Genomic DNA, 16,980 nt, shown 5'->3' with positions numbered 1-16,980 from the left:
AATTACAGCGTTAAAATAAATACTTTGGAGTTGCGTTGAAAGTTGTACAACAATTTCTTTTTAGCCGGTAAATCATCCAGTGAAGCGAGCACAAATCCTTGTTCTAGAAACCAATGAGAGGTCACGGTTGTTAAACAGAATATCGATTTTAGTCCTTGGACTTTAGCTTGCTCGCGGATAGCACTCAATAATCTCTCGCCGCGATTACCACCACGATAATCTGAATGGGTAGCGACACATGCTAACTCACCGCACTGTTCTTCTGAGTAAGGATACAAGGCGGCACACGCTATTGTCATACCGTCACGCTCAATAATGGTAAATTGTTCAATTTCTCGTTCGAGGATCTCACGGGAGCGTTTGACCAAAATACCTTTTTCTTCCAATGGATTAATCAGGTTTAAAATGCCACCCACATCTTCAATCGTCGCGCTGCGAAGCTGTTCATAATAGCTTTGAGAAATCAGTGAACCCGCACCGTCACGGGTGAACAACTCTTGTAATAACGCTCCATCTTGGCCATAACTCACGCAATGGCAACGGCTTACACCGGATTCCAGGCTGTCGATAATGGTTTGAATGGTGTGCCTTTCAGTACGGAAATGGGCTTGTTCTAACATGGGGTACAAAGAGTTAAGTTGTATGTTGCGCAGCAAACGCCCCGTTTCGTCTACCAAGCCGTCTTGTTCAGAAAAGATAATCAGCTTGTCGGCATTAAGTGCTTTGACGGCATTAGTGGCCACATCTTCATGGCTTAAATTGAAGACTTCACCTGTGGGGGAGTAACCCATAGGTGGCAGTAACACAATAGAGCCATCGTCAAGGTGATCATTAATACCAGTGACATCAATGCGCCGCACTAAACCGGTATGTTCGTAATCTACGCCGTTGCGCACGCCAATTGGCATAGCAACCACTAAATTACCGGAGCATACCCGTATTTGTGCACCATGCATGGGGGAATTTGCTAACCCCATGGTCAACAATGCTTCAATCTGCGAGCGCACCGAACCCGCCGCATCTTTAACGCATTCCAAGGTTTGCTTGTCGGTGATGCGTAAATCGTCAGAAAAACGCGGCTCAACATGGCGAAGCGCTACACGTTGATCAATCTGTGGACGCGCGCCGTGAACCAAAATTAGGCGTACACCCAAGCTATTGAGCAGGGCGATATCTTGAATGATATTGGCAAAATTTGCGTCTTCAACCGCTTCTCCGCCAAACATCAATACGAAGGTTTTACCCCTGTGAGCATTGATATAAGGCGCTGAGTTGCGAAATAGTTTTACACTGTCGTTGTGTGAAAGTACCACGTGTTTTCCTTACACTTTACACCACTATTTAATCAGCGATGCTTTCGCGTTCGCCAGTGCCGCCAGCACAGGTTTTATCCCTGTTCCGCCAAGAATGTCGCGCTTATTAACCAAGTACTCAAGTTGAAGAACAGGATATACGTCATCCTCTATCACTGGTGAGTAAACCTTAAGCTCGGCAATGCTTAGTTCTTCGATGGCTTTTTTCTTCTCAAGCGCATCGAGTACCACACGGCCTGAAATGTCATGGGCTGTTCTAAATGGAATGCCTTTATCGACTAAATAATCTGCTAACTCAGTTGCATTGGCATAACCTTCACGGGCTGCTTTGGCACAACGCTCACTGTCTAGCTTAATACTGTCGATGACTTCACAGGCGATACGCAAACAGATATGCCATTGATTGGTGGCGTCAAACAAGCCTTCTTTATCTTCTTGCATGTCTTTGTTGTACGCCAGAGGTAAACCTTTCATGGTCACGAGCATGGCTTGTAAGCTGCCAAATACACGACCACATTTACCACGCATTAATTCTAACGCATCAGGATTTTTCTTCTGGGGCATCAAGGATGAACCAGAGGTGACGGCATCACCGAGTTGAATAAAGCCAGCTTCGCCGGAGTTGTAGAAAATCAAATCTTCGGCCATGCGCGACAAATGCATCATGCTAGTACTGGCAACGAACAACAATTCTAATACGTAATCACGATCTGACACAGCATCTAAGCTGTTGATACAGGGGCTATCGAAACCCAATTCTTCAGCGATGGCTTGACGATCGATTGGGTAGGTTGTTCCAGCTAATGCACCACTGCCCAGTGGGCATTGGTTCAAGCGAACCTTTAGATCTTGCAGACGGCTTAAGTCACGCTTTAGCATTTCAACGTAGGCTAAGCACCAGTGCGGGTAACGTACGGGTTGAGCGCGCTGTAAGTGCGTATAACCAGGCAAAATAACATCTTGGTTCGCTTCAGCGTTCCCCACTAAAGAGCCAATCACCGCTTGCACATCTTCAACCAATAACTCAACGTGTTCTCGGGTCCATAAGCGAAAATCAGTGGCAACTTGGTCATTACGACTACGGCCGGTGTGGAGCTTACGTGCCACATCACCGAGTTGTTCAATTAATGTCGCTTCAACGAAACTGTGAATATCTTCTTCACTGCTAGCATCAAAATCCAGTTCACCGGCATCCGCTTTAACTAATAAAGCATTAAGTGCTTCTTCAAGCTGTTGCTGCTCGTCTTGGGTCAGCACACCAGCTTTGGCAATGGCACGAGACCAAGCAATTGAGCCGCGAATGTCTTGGCTCGCTAACACTCTATCGAAAGGTAATGAGTCGTTAACAGTGCGAAACATCGCACTGCTGCCGTCTTGAAAACGTCCGCCCCACAAGCTCATTATTCGATACCTGTATTTTTAAACGGAACGCCTTTTTTATTAAGCGCACTAATACGGCTTGATAAACTGTATAACCGAATAAAGCCTTCTGCATGGCTTTGATCGTATACATCATCAGCGCCGAACGTGGCAAAATCTTCTGAATATAAGCTGTTCGGTGAACGGCGTTGGGTAACAGTGGCTTGGCCTTTGTAAAGCTTGACCACTATGTCGCCGGTTACTTGCTCAGCAAAACTTGCCGCGCCAGCGAGTAGAGCGTCGCTAAGCGGCGTGAACCAGCGTCCGTCATACATAACATGTGAGAATTCTAAGCCAATTTGCTCACGATATTTAAGCGCTGCTTTATCTAATACTAGGCTTTCTAGTGCTTTGTATGCCGTAAGCATTACTGTGCCACCAGGAGTTTCATAACATCCACGGGACTTCATACCGACTAAACGGTTTTCAACGATATCGATACGGCCCACACCATGAGCGCCAGCGAGTTCATTCAATTTAACTAAGCACTGGTAAGGGCTAAGGGCTTCGCCATTTACTTTTACCATACGGCCTTGCTCGAAGCTCACTTCAACTCGCTCTGGGGTATTGGGTGCATCTTCTGGCGAAACCGTCATGGTCCACACTTCTTTACTCGGCTCACACCAAGGATCTTCTAATTCACCACCTTCGTGTGAAATATGCCATGCGTTTGCGTCGCGGCTGTATATCTTAGTTGCTGAAGCGGTGGTTTTGATGTCGCGCTCGGCCAAGTAAGCCAATAGGTCTTCGCGTGAAACCATGTCCCACTCACGCCACGGCGCTATAACGGTCAGCTCAGGCGCTAATGCAGCAAAGGTGCCTTCAAAACGTACTTGGTCGTTACCTTTACCGGTACAGCCGTGACATAGGGCATCCGCGCCGACTTTACGGGCAATTTCAACTTGCGCTTTAGCAATGATTGGGCGAGCCATAGACGTACCAAGCAAGTATTGACCTTCATACACCGCGCCAGTAGTGATAGTGGGGTAGATGTAGTCAGATACAAACTCTTCTTTTAAGTCGACTATGTAGCATTCGCTAGCGCCGGTTTTGATAGCTTTTTCACGTAGCCCTTGTAATTCTTCGTCGCCTTGACCTACATCCGCTGCAAATGCGATCACTTCACAATCGTAGTTTTCTTTTAACCAAGGAATGATGGCTGACGTATCTAAACCACCTGAATAGGCTAGTACCACTTTTTTGATGTTTTTCTTGCTCATTGTCTGTACCTAAAATAAATATTGTTAAATGGGGTTAAACTGCGCCGCCGAGAAGGTGCACTAAAATAGCATTCTGGGCGTGCATTCTATTTTCTGCTTGCTGCATCAAAATGGATTGCTCTGAATCAATCAAGGTGCCGCTAATTTCTAAGTCACGATGGGCAGGTTGACAGTGCATTACGTACTGGGCGCCAGTCGATTGCATCATCGCTTCATCGATTTTGTACTTACCAAACGCCTGCTTGATGGTTTCAAGTGGGGTATCGTCGCCCATTGATAGCCAAGTATCGGTGTAAAGTGCATGAGCACCGTTTGCGGCTTCAACATCATTACTGATAATTAACTTACCACCGTTTTGTTCAGCTTTTTGTTCGGTTAATTTCACTATGGCTGGATCAACTTCGTAGCCAGCAGGGGTGATCACCACTACTTCACAACCAAGTGTGACACCTACTATCATCAAAGAATGGGTCACATTATTACCATCACCGATATACGCGAGTTTAACTTTGCTTAAATCGCCAAAACGTTCGGTTAATGTCAAATAGTCGGCCATGGCTTGGCAGGGATGATACATGTCACATAATGCATTGATGACAGGTACTTTGGCGGCACTGGCTAATTCTTCTAAGGTTGAATGAGCGAAAACCCGCGCAACAATAGCGTCAGCCCAGCATGCCAAATTATTACCCATGTCCTTGGTGTCTTCACGGCCCGCTAATTTGTTCGATTGACTGTCTAAATAAACGAGGTGTCCGCCTAATTTATTAATACCAATGTCAAAACTGACACGGGTACGTAACGATGGCTTTTCGAACAAAGCAACAATTGATTTGCCTGCGAGGGCATGGCGATAATCAGCCGGATTATTCTTAATCGTGATAGCCAGTTGCAATAGTGCATTGAGGTCTTTTGCTGACCAATCAGTGAACGATAGTAGATCCTTTTTCATGGAGGTACCTTAAATATTTGGGATTATGGTAGTGCCAACGGGGTCGCCCGCCAGCAATCCTAAGAGTTGCTCTGGTGTTTGCCAACTCGCAATTGTAATGGGACGCTGTAAACTTGTTGCGGCATCAAGTGCGGCATCAACTTTCACTTGCATACCATCTTTGATCACGCCAGCTGATACTAACCCTTCGATATCGTGGGCCGTCAACTGACTGATCAGCGCTTTGTTGTGATCCAGCACACCAGGTACATTCGACAACAACAACAAATCGGCATTCAATAGCTGCGCAATAACGGTTGCTGCTTGATCGGCATTTACATTGAGTAAGTTACCTTTTTCATCGGCTCCTATTGAGCTGATGATCGGCAGGATATTCGCCTCGAGCAATAAATTCAACATAGTTGGTGAATTTGCTTTCGCTACGCCCACTGCGCCAAGCGCTGGGTCAAGGATTGTACAACTCGTCATAGCGCCATCGGCTAAGCATAAACCAACGGGGGTAGCATTCGCACGAATAGCAAAAGCGCACAGTTGTTTATTTGCAGTACCCGCTAAGGCCCCAGTAATATAAGGCATATGCTCTGGTGGTGTAACACGCAAACCATTGACTTTGGTACTGGTGAATTGCAAGGCTTGCAATAATTGTTCAACCATAGGGCCGCCACCGTGCACAAGAACGACAGGGCGACTTTGTTGAAGCTGTTTAATAACAGCCAACAATTGCAGCGCTTCAGCAGTGGCTTGCATAAATGCGCCACCGACTTTAATTACGAGTGGTTTCATGCCGATACCTCATGCACTAAACCTAGCTGTGATGCGTAACCAAATCGCAAGTTGGCGCATTGTAAGGCTTGAGATGCTGCACCTTTGAGCAGGTTGTCGATAGCGCTAGTAATGACTAGGTAGCCTTTGTGCGTATCTAATTTCCAGAATAAATCGCAATGTGGCGTACCAACGACATCGTCCAGCTTAGGCCAAGTGTTGCGAAGTCTCACAATAGCATGGTTCTTATAGGCCTGATTGAAGGCATTCTCAATGGCTTCTGGGCTGACATCTGCGTTTACTTTAACGGTAATGGTTGCCAAAATACCACGTTTGAAATTACCTAAGTGTGGAGTGAAAATAACGTCGCGACCCAAATAAGCACTGATTTCAGGTTGATGGCGATGACCTAATACACCATAAGCTTGCAGACTGACTTCGCAGTAGCTACTGGCCATGGCCGCTTTACGACCTGCGCCAGACACACCAGATACAGCGTTGATAATCGGTAAATGGCCATCTGCTATAAAACCTGCATCATGCAATGGCTTTAATGCGCTTAGTGAAGCCGTGGGGTAGCAACCCGGCACGGCAACGATGTCGGCAGTCTTAATGTCTTTTGCAAACCAATCCGCCAAACCATAAACCGCTTTTTCTAGGCAAGCGGGTTGTTGATGGGCAAAACCGTAGTACTGTTCGAATACCTGCTGGTCTTTTAGCCTAAATGCGCCTGATAAGTCGAACACCACGGCTTTGCCTGAAGACAAAATGGGCATCCAGTCGTGGCTAGCTTCATGGGGAGTGGCAAGAAAAATGACATCCATTTCATTCGCCAATGAATGCAAAGCGTCATCATTCAAAGGCGTCAGCGGTAAATTCACTTGCGCGAACAAATAACCGTGCACATCACCGAGTTTTTTGCCGGCATCTTGACTTTGTGCTGACACATATAAGGCATTTAATTCAAAGCGTGGGTGGCGTTGCACTAAAGAGGCTAATTCGGCACCGGTATATCCACTGGCGCCGACAATACAAGTTTTGATCATAAAACGTATATCTCTATTAATCGTAATGATTTAATTTGCTAAACAAAGGTGACAAAAATAAAAAAACACCCAAGACCTTTAGCAAATACTAAAGGTCTTGGGTGAGCTAAACGCATCAGACCTCGACTTATCGTCGATACAACATGCTGGCGAAGCTAGGCAGGGAATCAAACTGTGATGTAATAGAATTCATATGCGTAATTAAACCAAATTAAGATATTATGTATGAATAAATTGAGCTAAAAGCGTATTTGCCTAAGTAGCTAAACCATGTTGGCGATAAGTATGCCATGTGTTATATATTTATGCAAATAAAATGAATAATTATTTAAAGGTTTGGTTATGCCATCTTTGTCTTTTTTAGAACGTTATGCACATATCATCAAAACACCGTCTATCAGCGCTTTTAGCGCAGATTTAGACCAATCTAACCGTACTATTATCGATTTGCTTGCAGCATGGTTTAGTGATTACAACTTCGACATAAGTATTCAACAAGTACCAAACGCTCGAAATAAGTACAATATGCTGGCTAAAATTGGTAGCGGAGAGGGCGGACTACTATTATCTGGACATTCTGACACTGTGCCATTTGATGACAACAAGTGGCAATTTGATCCATTTAACGCCCAGCAGGCTGACGGAAAGCTGTATGGTTTAGGTACCTGTGACATGAAAGGCTTTTTTGCCTTTATTTTAGAGGCAATAAAAGACATTCCTCTTAAAAATTTAAAGAAACCGCTTTATATTTTGGCCACAGCTGACGAAGAAACATCCATGGCTGGGGCGCGTTTTTTCGTCGAGCAGCAATTAATTAAACCGGACATGGCGATTATTGGCGAGCCCACCGAACTAAAACCTATATACAAACACAAGGGGCACATGGGCCACAGTTTGAATATTGAAGGAAAAGCCGGGCATTCCAGCGATCCTGCGAAGGGCGTCAATGCGATTGAAATCATGTATCAAGCCATTGGCAAGTTGATCGCATTGAAACAGCAGCTATCGGAGAAATATCGCGATGATGCTTTTAGTGTGCCGGAAGTCACGATGAACCTTGGTCATATTCATGGTGGGGACGGTGAAAATCGTATCTGTGGACACTGCCAGCTAAATTTTGATTTGCGTGCTATTCCTTCGCTAAGTGATATAGAAGCGATTGCCATGATTGATGAGGCTTTGGCCCCGTTGATGCAAAAATATCCCCAGCGAATTACTCGTGAAGCTATGTATGAAACGGCCCCGGCGTTTGGGTGTCGCAATGAGCAAGGGATCTTAGAATTAGCGCAGAAATTGACAGGATTTGAGCCCGTTAGCGCAAATTACGCTACTGAGGCGCCGTTTATCAACCAATTAGGTTGTGACACCATAGTATTAGGACCGGGTAGTATTGAGCAAGCTCATCAACCAGATGAGTTTATTTCCCTGCACTATGTTGACCCAACAGTGACTTTGCTGCGCAATTTCATCAAACAAGTCTGCTTCTGATGGGGTCATTTGAGCGAGGAAATAATACACGCTTGATGTTCATCTGTGCTTTTGGATTCAGTGTATTAGGTTGTGCCGTAAACCCTCAAATCTCTGTTCACCACAGGTCTTCTGACGGCAACATAAACACCGCCAGTGCTTTATCACCGAGTTTAGTCGGTTACCCTGATTTACCTGAGCCGGTAACGAATAATGCGGTGGCAAAAGTGGTGACTTCCCAAGGGCGTTATTTATTGTCTTTTATGGGATTAGGGGCAACGAAAACCGACAAGGCGGTACACAATAAAGCCTGGGCGTTAAACATTGATAAAGCTGATAACACAAGTGTGAATGGAATTGCCTGGCAAGCAAAAAACGCCGTGCCTTCCACATTACCGCAGTCAGGACGGTTAGCCAGTGTCGCAGTCGGGGTCAACGATATGGCCTATCTATTTGGGGGTTATACGGTCGATGAAGCGCACAATGAGGTGTCGAGTCCGGACAATTTCCGTTATGACGTTATCGCTGATGCGTATTATCCTCTTGCCGCTACACCCGTGCCGGTGGATGATGCCGTTGCACTGGTTTATCGCCAGCGGTATATCTATTTAATTAGCGGATGGCATAACGACGGTAATATCAATTTGGTGCAAATTTACGATGTACAAACCGACAGTTGGCAACAAGGTTCGCCTTTTTTAGGGCAACCGGTATTTGGTCATGCTGGCGCTATTGTTGGCGAAAATATATTGCTCTGTGACGGTGTGAAGGTCGATGCTCAGCCAGATAAACGTCGTACTTTTTCTGCTGAGCCGGCTTGTTATCATGGAATGATTGATATGCTTGATAGGAATAAAATTGATTGGCGCACGATCGAGCACCCTACATCTGTTGCGCGTTACCGTATGGCAGCCGTTGGTGATAACGACAGCCATTCCGCGGTCTTTTTGGGAGGCTCAGATAACCCTTATAACTACGACGGTGTCGGTTATAACGGTGAACCAGCCACGCCAAGTAGCGAAATGTGGCGCTATGATTTTGAACGTTCGAAATGGCAGGTCACGGATGTTGGCACTGGCACGATGGATCACCGAGGGCTTTTGCGTATTGGTAAGGGGGCAGATAAACACTTTGTAACCCTTGGCGGAATGGTTGAGCACCAACGAGTGTCTAGCGCAGTTCACCGTGTTGTTTTATAAATGATGCGCAAAAATGAATTTTGAATTTAGGTAAATGGGGTTAAACATGCAAAAGACGGTTGCGCTTGTTGCGCATGATCATAAAAAGCCAGAATTGATCCGCTGGGCGTTAGAACATAAAGCTGAGCTGGAAAAACACGCACTAGTTGCAACAGGGACTACTGGGGGCTTGTTACAAGAAGCCCTTAATTTACCGGTAAAGCGTTTTAAAAGTGGGCCTTTAGGGGGGGACCAGCAAATAGGTGCCTTAATCGCTGAAGGAAAATTAGACAGCCTAATCTTCTTTTGGGACCCTTTGAATCCAGCCCCTCACGATCCTGATGTGAAAGCCTTATTACGTTTATGCTCGGTGTGGAATTTACCTGTAGCCTGCAACACATCCACTGCCGATATGCTGATTACATCGCCTCTATTCATTGAGGGATTGTATGAAAGGGCTATGCCTGAATTCTGATAGGGATAAGCCATGTCTATGTATGCAGTGGTATGGCTTATTATTCAATGCCGCTACTCGCGGGACGTAAATAGCGGCTAAGCGAATATGCACAATGGCCAAGTGCGTAATGTATAGGCAATTAGCTCGGGCTATTTATTGCGACCGTGATGATCATGGGCTTTTTGTTTGGTTTTAGCCTGCATTTTTGCTTGTTGCTCCGGCGTTAATAGCTGCCAAAATTCATATTTTTTCTTTGCTCGGTTAAGCCCATTTTCGAGCTTGTCCTCAAACGTTTCCTGTTGCAGGGCAAGCCAATCACTTTGCGCTAAATCTTCGTTAGTAATGAGGGCCAGAATACGTTTTTCAAACACAAGATGACGTGTTTTATTTTGTTCTCGGTCGGATCTTTCTTCTTGGTTTTGGTTCGCTAATACGACTCTTTGTTTTTCCGTGAGCCCCAAGGCATCGAAGCGATCATCTCGTTTACCCTTAGGACCACTGGGTCGTTCAAACTGACTTTTATCTGTTAATGTTTGAACAAACGTCTGCTTTTGAGTGTCATCAAGCGTTAACCATATTTTATGTTGGCCTTGAATATATTGCCATAGAAGTTGGCTGGCCAATTCCTGCTCTTGCTTAAGAGCAGTGCGTATCTCGTTTTCATTCCAGATGTTGCTCTGGATCAGCAAACGCACTGCTTCTCGGCTAACACGCATATCTTGCATGAGCGTGGCATTATCTGCGTGTTGCTGTTGACGAAGTAATCTTATGTCCTGACGTTGAGTTGTTGTTAAATCAAGATTTTTCAACACGGAATGCATATTTATTGCATCGTTGTGGAGTCTAGGATGAGCCGTCACGGAGGCTTGAATGGCAAGCAATGCCAGTGACAAGGCAATAGGTTTGGATATTAATTTCAAGGTGAGCATGCGTTGTCCCTCGCGCGGGTTAAATGCGGATGTAGAGTAGCAAATCTGGCACAAAGAAATGCAAAGCCAATGTAAAGATTACGTAAATCGACAGTTTGACGGCTAAGATTCCGTTACTATTTTATACCTATAACTGTAACTTTTAATGTTGCAGCCGTTGTAAGGAACGTTGAGATGTTAGAAAAGTCTTTGTTATTGATTGATGACGATCAGGCGCTGAGTGAGTTATTAAAAGAGTACCTGACGGCTCAAGGGTATCGAGTTCAAGTGGCTTGTGACGGTGAGGCCGGTTTGCTTGCTGCGAAATCGGGACAGCATTTTGATTTGATCATTTTGGATGTGATGCTACCTAAAATCGATGGTTTTGAAGTACTCAAGCGTTTGCGTGGCACCCATGTGACACCTGTACTGATGTTAACTGCCAAAGGCGATGATTTTGATCGCATTTTGGGCCTTGAATTGGGCGCCGATGATTATCTCGCCAAGCCTTTTAATCATAGGGAGTTGTCTGCTCGCGTAAAAGCCATCGTGCGCCGGGTTGATATTCAAGCTAGTTTACAAGACGACAAACAAAAGCAAAGCACGATTGAAATTGGTGATGTGCAGTTGCATACAGCAACTCAAACCGTTACTTGTAACAGCTCATTGATAGAACTAACGGGCACTGAATTCGCAGTATTACGCTTATTGATGAGTTGCAGTCCAGACTTGGTGCCCAAACAGGCGATAAGTGAACAAGTATTAGGCCGAAAACTGGCACCTTTTGACCGCAGTATTGATATGCATGTCAGCAATTTACGTAAAAAACTCGGGCAATGTAATGATCAGGACAAGATTAAAACTCACCGCGGTGTGGGTTATGTGTATTTGGGGAACGTATGAGCGGGTGGGTGCACTTGAACCCTTTTCGTAGTTTATACGGGCGGATTTTTTTATGGTTTTGGTTGACCACTATTGTCATGATCGCTGGCTCTGCTTGGGTCGTGCATAGTTTAATGTCTGGATCAAAATATCAGCCAATTTCCGAGACTCAGCAAGGAGAGTTGTACCGGGCTCGCGATGCGATATTACGCAGTAATGGTCGTCCTGAACGGGGGCCGTTATCTGAGAGATTGCGCAGATTTGGTCAGCGTGAGCAAATGACAGTGATATTGCTTGATCTGCAAAATAATGAATTAATCATAAGTGGACCGATGCGCAAGTTACGGGATGAAAAGCCATTTTTAGATTTAATTTCGTCAACGAATCCTCTGCGTATTGTCACACCTTTTGGTGAGTTTAGCGGCCCATTAACGCTTAAACTTAAGCAAAAGGATTATCTCATGTTTGTTGGGGACGCCCGGCCTATAGGCTTTCCCGAAAGACTTCGCGAAGGGCCACCCCTAATATTGATTGGGCTAATGTTGCTTATCAGTGCAGGGCTGTGCTCATTAATCGCCCGATCGTTGGTAAAACCAATAAAACAATTGCAAGCAGCCACGAAATCCATGGCGGACGGGGAGTTAAGTACCCGGGTAGGGTCAGCCAGTTATCGCAGTGACGAGATCGGTCAGCTAGGGCTGGACTTTAATCACATGGCTGAGCAAATAGAAACATTGCTTAATGGTCAAAAGCGCTTACTGGGAGATATTTCTCACGAGCTGCGCACACCGTTAACACGTATGCAATTAGCGATTGGCATAGCCCAGCAACAAGAGAGCCAATGTGGGGCTGGTAATAGTGAGCTGGCGTTGACGCGAATTGAAAAAGAAGCGCATCAGATGGAGCACATGGTGGCGCAAGTGCTCATGTTGTCGCGCCTCGATAGTAACGTCCGTGTATCCCAAAAGCAGGAGATGAGTTTTGATACTTTGCTGACAGGCCTGTTGGCCGATTGTGAATTTGAAGCACAGTCACATAATAAAACGTTATCGGTCGTTATTGATTCTGACGCTAATATTTACGCCGATGGTGATTTACTCACAAGCGGCATCGAAAATGTGTTGCGTAACGCGGTGAAGTACGCCAACGAAAAAGTCGTGTTTGAACTGAAGATCGAAGAGAATATGGCGCAGATAAAGATTTGTGATGATGGCATTGGGATACCTGAATCAGATCTTAGCCATATTTTTCAACCGTTTTATCGTGTTTCTTGTGCGCGAGACCGAGATACGGGAGGCGTTGGGTTAGGTTTGGCAATTGCCAGCCGAGCTATTGCTGTACATCAAGGGGAAATTGTTGCTCATAATCAGGTGAAAGGCGGTCTGTGTGTACATATTAGCCTGCCCACAGTTAGTTGAACGCCGTATATTCAGCATAAGCTGGCTCTGTTAAGCTAGCATTTTATCCTAATCATAGAGTGACCCATGGCTGACAACTATCTGATCAGTAATGAAAAGCAACTTGAACAGACTTACGCAGAGCAAATTAAGCCTTTGATGTCATCAAAGGTTCAGGGCAGCTTTGTTGGTGTGTCGGGTATCACTATTAGTTATGCATTTTTGCAACATCCAAATGCAAAGGGAGCAGTGGCTATATCCACTGGTCGTATCGAATCATGGGTTAAGTACCAAGAAGTCATGTTCGATTTATACCAAAATGGTTATTCGGTGTTTATTCATGATCATCGTGGGCAAGGATTATCGGGGCGCATGACCCGAAATCCCCATATGGGATTTGTATGCGAGTTTGCCGATTATGTGGCAGATTTTAAAGCCTTCTATCAGCAAGTCATTAAGCCTAACTGTCAGCATAAACCTCGCTTACTCTGCCATTCCATGGGCTGTGCTATCGGTGCATTGTATGTATTAAAGCATGCTGAGGATTTTGCTAATGTCGTTTTTTGCGCGCCTATGTTTGGTATTCGTCCCGCTTTGCCTACCTGGCTGGCAAAAATACTCATTGGCGCTAATTTGTTGATCAGCCGTGGCTTTGGCCATGATGCGAGTTATTTTATTGGCCAAAAAAACTATCAGGAAACAGAGTTCACTTTAAACGAGCTGACCCATAGCGAGCAGCGTTATCAGTTATTTAGAGATACCTATACTTTGCAACCAGAAGTTCAACTTGGTGGCGTGACTGGGCATTGGTTGCGCGCGGCCTTGGCCGCCATGAATCAGATTGAAAACTGTGCTAGTCAGATTTCAATCCCTGTTTGGGCGATTCAAGCAGGGGATGACACTGTGGTTGACAATAAAAGACAGAACCGCGTATTGAGCCTAATGCCTGATTGTCAGGTGCAGCGCATTGCGGGGGCACGTCATGAGATGTTACTGGAGCAAGATGAGTATCGCCGCCCGTGTATGCAGGCTATTTTGACTTTCTTGGCTGGGAGCTAATTGTGATAAAGCTTACCGCCCCCGATGCATTTTGCTAGAATTGCGCAAATTTTGAATTATCGCGGCAATATACATGCTGGACATCGTTTTATATCAACCTGAAATTCCCCCTAATACTGGTAACATCATCCGTTTGTGCGCCAATACAGGCTTCGCCTTACACCTAATCGAGCCCTTAGGATTTGAATGGGACGACAAGCGTGTACGTCGTGCCGGTCTCGATTATCATGAATTTGCAAATGTGGTGCGTCACGCTTCATTAGAAGCCTATTTAGCAAGCAGGCAGCCCAAGCGGGTGTTTGCCTGCACCACGAAAGGCAGTACCTTTTTCGCTAAAGCGCAATATCAACAAGGAGATGCATTGTTGTTTGGTCCCGAAACCAGGGGCTTGCCGGAAGATGTAATCAATAGTCTACCAGCGGAGCAACGTGTGCGTATTCCTATGCTACCAGATAGCCGCAGTATGAATTTATCAAATGCGGTATCGGTTTTTGTATATGAAGCCTGGCGTCAACTTGACTTCAAGGGCGCGGTGTAACGCCCATAATGCCTATGTAAATAAAGTCAGGTGATGAGTAAGCTTGTGTATTTAGTTTACGTTGCTAATGGACAACCTGAGCAGATCGTTAAATAAACTCGAATGCATCACCATATAGGTTCTTCAATATTAAGCCTTTCTGGTGGAACTCTTCTCTGGCGACACCAGCCATTTCGAAGCGACCTGCTACGTACACTCGATAAGGCTCAAGACTAACAAAGTCCTCTAATACGGCTTTATGAACCCAGCCTGTTTTGCCCGCCCATTGATGGCCTGGATGTTCAACGACAGGTATAAAGGTAAAATGGGCATGTTGTTTTTCCAACGCAATCAATTCGTCGTAGGCGTACATGTCCGCGGTGGAGCGAGTCCCCCAGTATAAAAATACGGGATCTTTGTGGCCTTTGATATGTTCGGCAGCTGCGAGCATTTCATGCAATATGGCTTGGGTGTAGGAAAACCCTGTTCCACCTGCTAGTAATATCGTTGGCATAGAGGTGTCAGTGCGTGCAAATGCATTGCCGAGCCCACCACTTACCGTTATTTCGTTATCTTGCCGCATTCTGTCGAGTACTTCGCCAGCGTAACTGTTGCCTGGTTCTGCGCCAATATGCAGCTGTATTTTGCCATCTTTTCGTGGGGCAGTTGCAATTGAGAAGGGTCGTTGATCACCTTCATCCATCACCACTTTTAAGTACTGGCCGGCTTGATAAGTAAAAGGCTGTTGTGGTGTAAGCGTAACTAAGCTAACGACCGGGTTAAGAGCAACAATGGAATCAACCTTACATAGGGTGTGATGCATAATAATCTTCTGCGCTTATATCAAATTGCATCTACAGAGATACAAATAATTAAAATATGAATGAAGATATTTGTGAAGCTATTTACTGGGGCTAAACAAACCTTCTTAAGAATTGCAGAATAACGTGTGGTTCAAACTGCTTGCGTGCATTCTTGTTGTTCAAACATAAATTTGAGCATGCATCAAATGCACGGTTTATCAAATTCGAAAATGACGCTTCTATCAGAGTATAAACTGCTGGCTGTCAAGTTACGAGATGGATCGTTAGACCTTGTTATTTTTAGTTATTTTACGTAGATATTAGTTTGCTTGATGGAGCCTTTTTACATTTTTGAGCTTGCATTTATGCGCATCTAGTGGTTTATTGAATTGGCAAGTTATGCAAAATTAATCGGTTGGCTCGACATACTTTTGTAGCGTACTGAGTGGATTTTTATCCGCAAGCTTGGACGCTTATTATAGCGAGTGAAAGTAAGCTGAGCAGACCGAAATGTATTGTCTTTACAACACTCATCGAGGATTGCCTATGTCTCTTACCACTGAAATGGTTGACGAGTTTAATTTGTTATTAAAGTTTCCTACAACCAGTCTAATGCAAGGCCTGAAGATACATCAAGATGCCGAACCTAGTACAATTGATGCGGGTAAACGTTTGTTTGATAAAGGTATTGTTACTATGCCTGATGGGGGGTATTTAACTGATCTCGGCCATGATTTAGTCGAGCACGCACAAGTTGTTCAGTCCGCACTCGCGAGCGAATAACACTTTCAGCAGCACACTGAAAATAGCAATCGGGCAGTTTGAGGTTTATCAATTCTAATAACTGCCGATAACATTGATATGAGCCTTAGCCATTCGATACTATTATGAACCTTTCTTCGCCTAAATATTCTCGTTTTAAGCTAGTCACGGCAATGTTAGCCTTGGCATCTGTATATTCACCTTTAAGTCGCGCGGCTGATGAAATTAAAGCCGTACAAATATACTCACAGGATCAATTGTTAAGACTTATCCAGCGCAATGAACATTTAAGCCAAGTGGTGCTGGATAACTGTCAGTTGGTGCAAGATATTGAAGCGCGTGCGCAAACATTAAAAATGCCTGCCTACCAGTTTTTATGGGGGGACATGCTTGCTTGGGGGGTGTGTGTCAGTCCGGAGCCAGAGCGAGGTATTGATTTTATAAGGCAAGCAGCGGATCAAGGTCTACCTGAAGGGCTCGAGCAACTAGGCCGCTACTACGCACAAGGCAAGTTGGTACAACAAGATAAAGCGCGCGCAGTGGTATTTTTACGTGAAGCTTCAATGCTGGGTAATCAAAAAGCGCAAATAGAACTGGCGGAATTATTTATCGATGGTTACGGTAGCCCTTATGATTATGAGGACGCTTATCATTGGTTATATAACGCTGTGACCAATGACAAAAAGACGCACCAAAAAATTGCCAGTTGCCTAACGAAGTTAGAAAAACTGATGCATCCTAAAGCGGTTCGAAAAGCAAAACGTTCCCTGGATACCTAAATAACTCCGCTTGAATAGGGGTACTTTATTGTATCTGGGTCAACTTGCGCCTCATCGTC

At 45.0% G+C, this 16,980-nt stretch carries 17 protein-coding genes; 9 read left to right on the top strand and 8 right to left on the bottom strand.

Going from position 1 to position 16,980, the window contains the following annotated elements:
• Positions 1–2 precede the first annotated feature (2 nt).
• Genes argA through argC form a run of 6 tightly spaced genes read right to left on the bottom strand, consistent with a single transcriptional unit; the run spans position 3 to position 6,712 of the window.
• Complete coding sequence (gene argA / locus GPLA_RS07910) at positions 3–1,313, bottom strand: amino-acid N-acetyltransferase (protein WP_007104339.1); 1,311 nt, start codon at positions 1,311–1,313, stop codon at positions 3–5.
• 24 nt (positions 1,314–1,337) lie between these two features.
• Positions 1,338–2,714: an argininosuccinate lyase gene (gene argH / locus GPLA_RS07905; RefSeq protein ID WP_007104338.1), complete on the bottom strand. Its 1,377-nt coding sequence runs from the start codon at positions 2,712–2,714 to the stop codon at positions 1,338–1,340.
• On the bottom strand, positions 2,714–3,952 hold the full coding sequence (locus tag GPLA_RS07900; protein ID WP_007104337.1) for an argininosuccinate synthase: 1,239 nt from the start codon (positions 3,950–3,952) through the stop codon (positions 2,714–2,716). Before GPLA_RS07900 ends, argH begins: the two co-directional genes overlap by 1 nt.
• A gap of 34 nt (positions 3,953–3,986) precedes the next feature.
• Positions 3,987–4,904: an ornithine carbamoyltransferase gene (locus GPLA_RS07895; protein WP_007104336.1), complete on the bottom strand. Its 918-nt coding sequence runs from the start codon at positions 4,902–4,904 to the stop codon at positions 3,987–3,989.
• 9 nt (positions 4,905–4,913) lie between these two features.
• Positions 4,914–5,687 (bottom strand): acetylglutamate kinase, encoded by a 774-nt coding sequence (gene argB, locus GPLA_RS07890; protein ID WP_007104335.1) that lies wholly within the window; start codon positions 5,685–5,687, stop codon positions 4,914–4,916.
• Positions 5,684–6,712, bottom strand: coding sequence for an N-acetyl-gamma-glutamyl-phosphate reductase (argC, locus tag GPLA_RS07885; protein ID WP_007104334.1), 1,029 nt, complete (start codon positions 6,710–6,712; stop codon positions 5,684–5,686). Before argC ends, argB begins: the two co-directional genes overlap by 4 nt.
• Positions 6,713–7,054: 342 nt before the next feature.
• Between argC and argE the strand changes: the two genes are divergently transcribed.
• Genes argE through GPLA_RS07870 form a run of 3 tightly spaced genes read left to right on the top strand, consistent with a single transcriptional unit; the run spans position 7,055 to position 9,832 of the window.
• Positions 7,055–8,200 carry an acetylornithine deacetylase gene (gene argE / locus GPLA_RS07880; protein WP_007104333.1) on the top strand — a complete coding sequence of 382 codons (1,146 nt, stop codon included), beginning with the start codon at positions 7,055–7,057 and terminating at the stop codon, positions 8,198–8,200.
• Between the two features lie 35 nt (positions 8,201–8,235).
• Entirely contained in the window at positions 8,236–9,378 is a 1,143-nt protein-coding gene (locus GPLA_RS07875) for a Kelch repeat-containing protein (RefSeq protein WP_007104332.1), read from the top strand.
• 46 nt (positions 9,379–9,424) lie between these two features.
• Positions 9,425–9,832 carry a methylglyoxal synthase gene (locus GPLA_RS07870; protein WP_040514196.1) on the top strand — a complete coding sequence of 136 codons (408 nt, stop codon included), beginning with the start codon at positions 9,425–9,427 and terminating at the stop codon, positions 9,830–9,832.
• A gap of 131 nt (positions 9,833–9,963) precedes the next feature.
• Here GPLA_RS07870 and GPLA_RS07865 read toward each other — a convergent pair whose 3' ends face one another.
• Positions 9,964–10,743, bottom strand: coding sequence for a Spy/CpxP family protein refolding chaperone (locus tag GPLA_RS07865; protein ID WP_007104330.1), 780 nt, complete (start codon positions 10,741–10,743; stop codon positions 9,964–9,966).
• A gap of 174 nt (positions 10,744–10,917) precedes the next feature.
• Between GPLA_RS07865 and GPLA_RS07860 the strand changes: the two genes are divergently transcribed.
• The 4 genes from GPLA_RS07860 to trmL all read left to right on the top strand — a co-directional run bounded on the left by GPLA_RS07860 (position 10,918) and on the right by trmL (position 14,598).
• Positions 10,918–11,625, top strand: coding sequence for a response regulator transcription factor (locus GPLA_RS07860; RefSeq protein WP_007104329.1), 708 nt, complete (start codon positions 10,918–10,920; stop codon positions 11,623–11,625).
• Positions 11,622–13,022, top strand: a complete 1,401-nt coding sequence (locus tag GPLA_RS07855; protein ID WP_007104328.1) for an ATP-binding protein — start codon at positions 11,622–11,624, stop codon at positions 13,020–13,022. The genes GPLA_RS07860 and GPLA_RS07855 overlap by 4 nt, the downstream gene beginning before the upstream one ends.
• A gap of 66 nt (positions 13,023–13,088) precedes the next feature.
• Positions 13,089–14,060, top strand: a complete 972-nt coding sequence (locus GPLA_RS07850) for an alpha/beta fold hydrolase (protein WP_007104327.1) — start codon at positions 13,089–13,091, stop codon at positions 14,058–14,060.
• A gap of 73 nt (positions 14,061–14,133) precedes the next feature.
• Positions 14,134–14,598, top strand: a complete 465-nt coding sequence (trmL, locus tag GPLA_RS07845) for a tRNA (uridine(34)/cytosine(34)/5-carboxymethylaminomethyluridine(34)-2'-O)-methyltransferase TrmL (RefSeq protein ID WP_007104326.1) — start codon at positions 14,134–14,136, stop codon at positions 14,596–14,598.
• Between the two features lie 88 nt (positions 14,599–14,686).
• Here trmL and fre read toward each other — a convergent pair whose 3' ends face one another.
• Complete coding sequence (gene fre / locus GPLA_RS07840; protein ID WP_007104325.1) at positions 14,687–15,400, bottom strand: NAD(P)H-flavin reductase; 714 nt, start codon at positions 15,398–15,400, stop codon at positions 14,687–14,689.
• Between the two features lie 526 nt (positions 15,401–15,926).
• Between fre and GPLA_RS07835 the strand changes: the two genes are divergently transcribed.
• A complete protein-coding gene (locus GPLA_RS07835) occupies positions 15,927–16,163 on the top strand; it encodes a TIGR02647 family protein (RefSeq protein ID WP_007104324.1) in 237 nt (78 codons plus the stop codon).
• A gap of 152 nt (positions 16,164–16,315) precedes the next feature.
• Entirely contained in the window at positions 16,316–16,921 is a 606-nt protein-coding gene (locus GPLA_RS07830) for a tetratricopeptide repeat protein (protein WP_051997655.1), read from the top strand.
• The last annotated feature ends 59 nt before the right edge of the window (positions 16,922–16,980 follow it).

It is taken from the genome of Paraglaciecola polaris LMG 21857 (genome assembly GCF_000315055.1).
In the GTDB taxonomy this organism is placed as follows: Bacteria; Pseudomonadota; Gammaproteobacteria; order Enterobacterales; family Alteromonadaceae; genus Paraglaciecola; species Paraglaciecola polaris.
Note: the sequence above shows the minus strand (reverse complement) of the source record. Positions and strands in the feature narration are given on the sequence as shown.

What these genes read in the sequence shown, in the direction of transcription:
- GPLA_RS07870 (WP_040514196.1), top strand. Translation starts at nt 9,425, where the DNA reads ATGCAAAAGACGGTTGCGCTTGTTGCGCATGATCATAAAAAGCCAGAA.
- GPLA_RS07860 (WP_007104329.1), top strand. Translation starts at nt 10,918, where the DNA reads ATGTTAGAAAAGTCTTTGTTATTGATTGATGACGATCAGGCGCTGAGT.
- argC (WP_007104334.1), bottom strand. Translation starts at nt 6,712, where the DNA reads ATGATCAAAACTTGTATTGTCGGCGCCAGTGGATATACCGGTGCCGAA.
- argE (WP_007104333.1), top strand. Translation starts at nt 7,055, where the DNA reads ATGCCATCTTTGTCTTTTTTAGAACGTTATGCACATATCATCAAAACA.
- GPLA_RS07900 (WP_007104337.1), bottom strand. Translation starts at nt 3,952, where the DNA reads ATGAGCAAGAAAAACATCAAAAAAGTGGTACTAGCCTATTCAGGTGGT.
- GPLA_RS07855 (WP_007104328.1), top strand. Translation starts at nt 11,622, where the DNA reads ATGAGCGGGTGGGTGCACTTGAACCCTTTTCGTAGTTTATACGGGCGG.
- GPLA_RS07830 (WP_051997655.1), top strand. Translation starts at nt 16,316, where the DNA reads ATGTTAGCCTTGGCATCTGTATATTCACCTTTAAGTCGCGCGGCTGAT.
- GPLA_RS07850 (WP_007104327.1), top strand. Translation starts at nt 13,089, where the DNA reads ATGGCTGACAACTATCTGATCAGTAATGAAAAGCAACTTGAACAGACT.
- argH (WP_007104338.1), bottom strand. Translation starts at nt 2,714, where the DNA reads ATGAGCTTGTGGGGCGGACGTTTTCAAGACGGCAGCAGTGCGATGTTT.
- GPLA_RS07835 (WP_007104324.1), top strand. Translation starts at nt 15,927, where the DNA reads ATGTCTCTTACCACTGAAATGGTTGACGAGTTTAATTTGTTATTAAAG.
- argB (WP_007104335.1), bottom strand. Translation starts at nt 5,687, where the DNA reads ATGAAACCACTCGTAATTAAAGTCGGTGGCGCATTTATGCAAGCCACT.
- GPLA_RS07895 (WP_007104336.1), bottom strand. Translation starts at nt 4,904, where the DNA reads ATGAAAAAGGATCTACTATCGTTCACTGATTGGTCAGCAAAAGACCTC.
- GPLA_RS07865 (WP_007104330.1), bottom strand. Translation starts at nt 10,743, where the DNA reads ATGCTCACCTTGAAATTAATATCCAAACCTATTGCCTTGTCACTGGCA.
- trmL (WP_007104326.1), top strand. Translation starts at nt 14,134, where the DNA reads ATGCTGGACATCGTTTTATATCAACCTGAAATTCCCCCTAATACTGGT.
- GPLA_RS07875 (WP_007104332.1), top strand. Translation starts at nt 8,236, where the DNA reads ATGTTCATCTGTGCTTTTGGATTCAGTGTATTAGGTTGTGCCGTAAAC.
- fre (WP_007104325.1), bottom strand. Translation starts at nt 15,400, where the DNA reads ATGCATCACACCCTATGTAAGGTTGATTCCATTGTTGCTCTTAACCCG.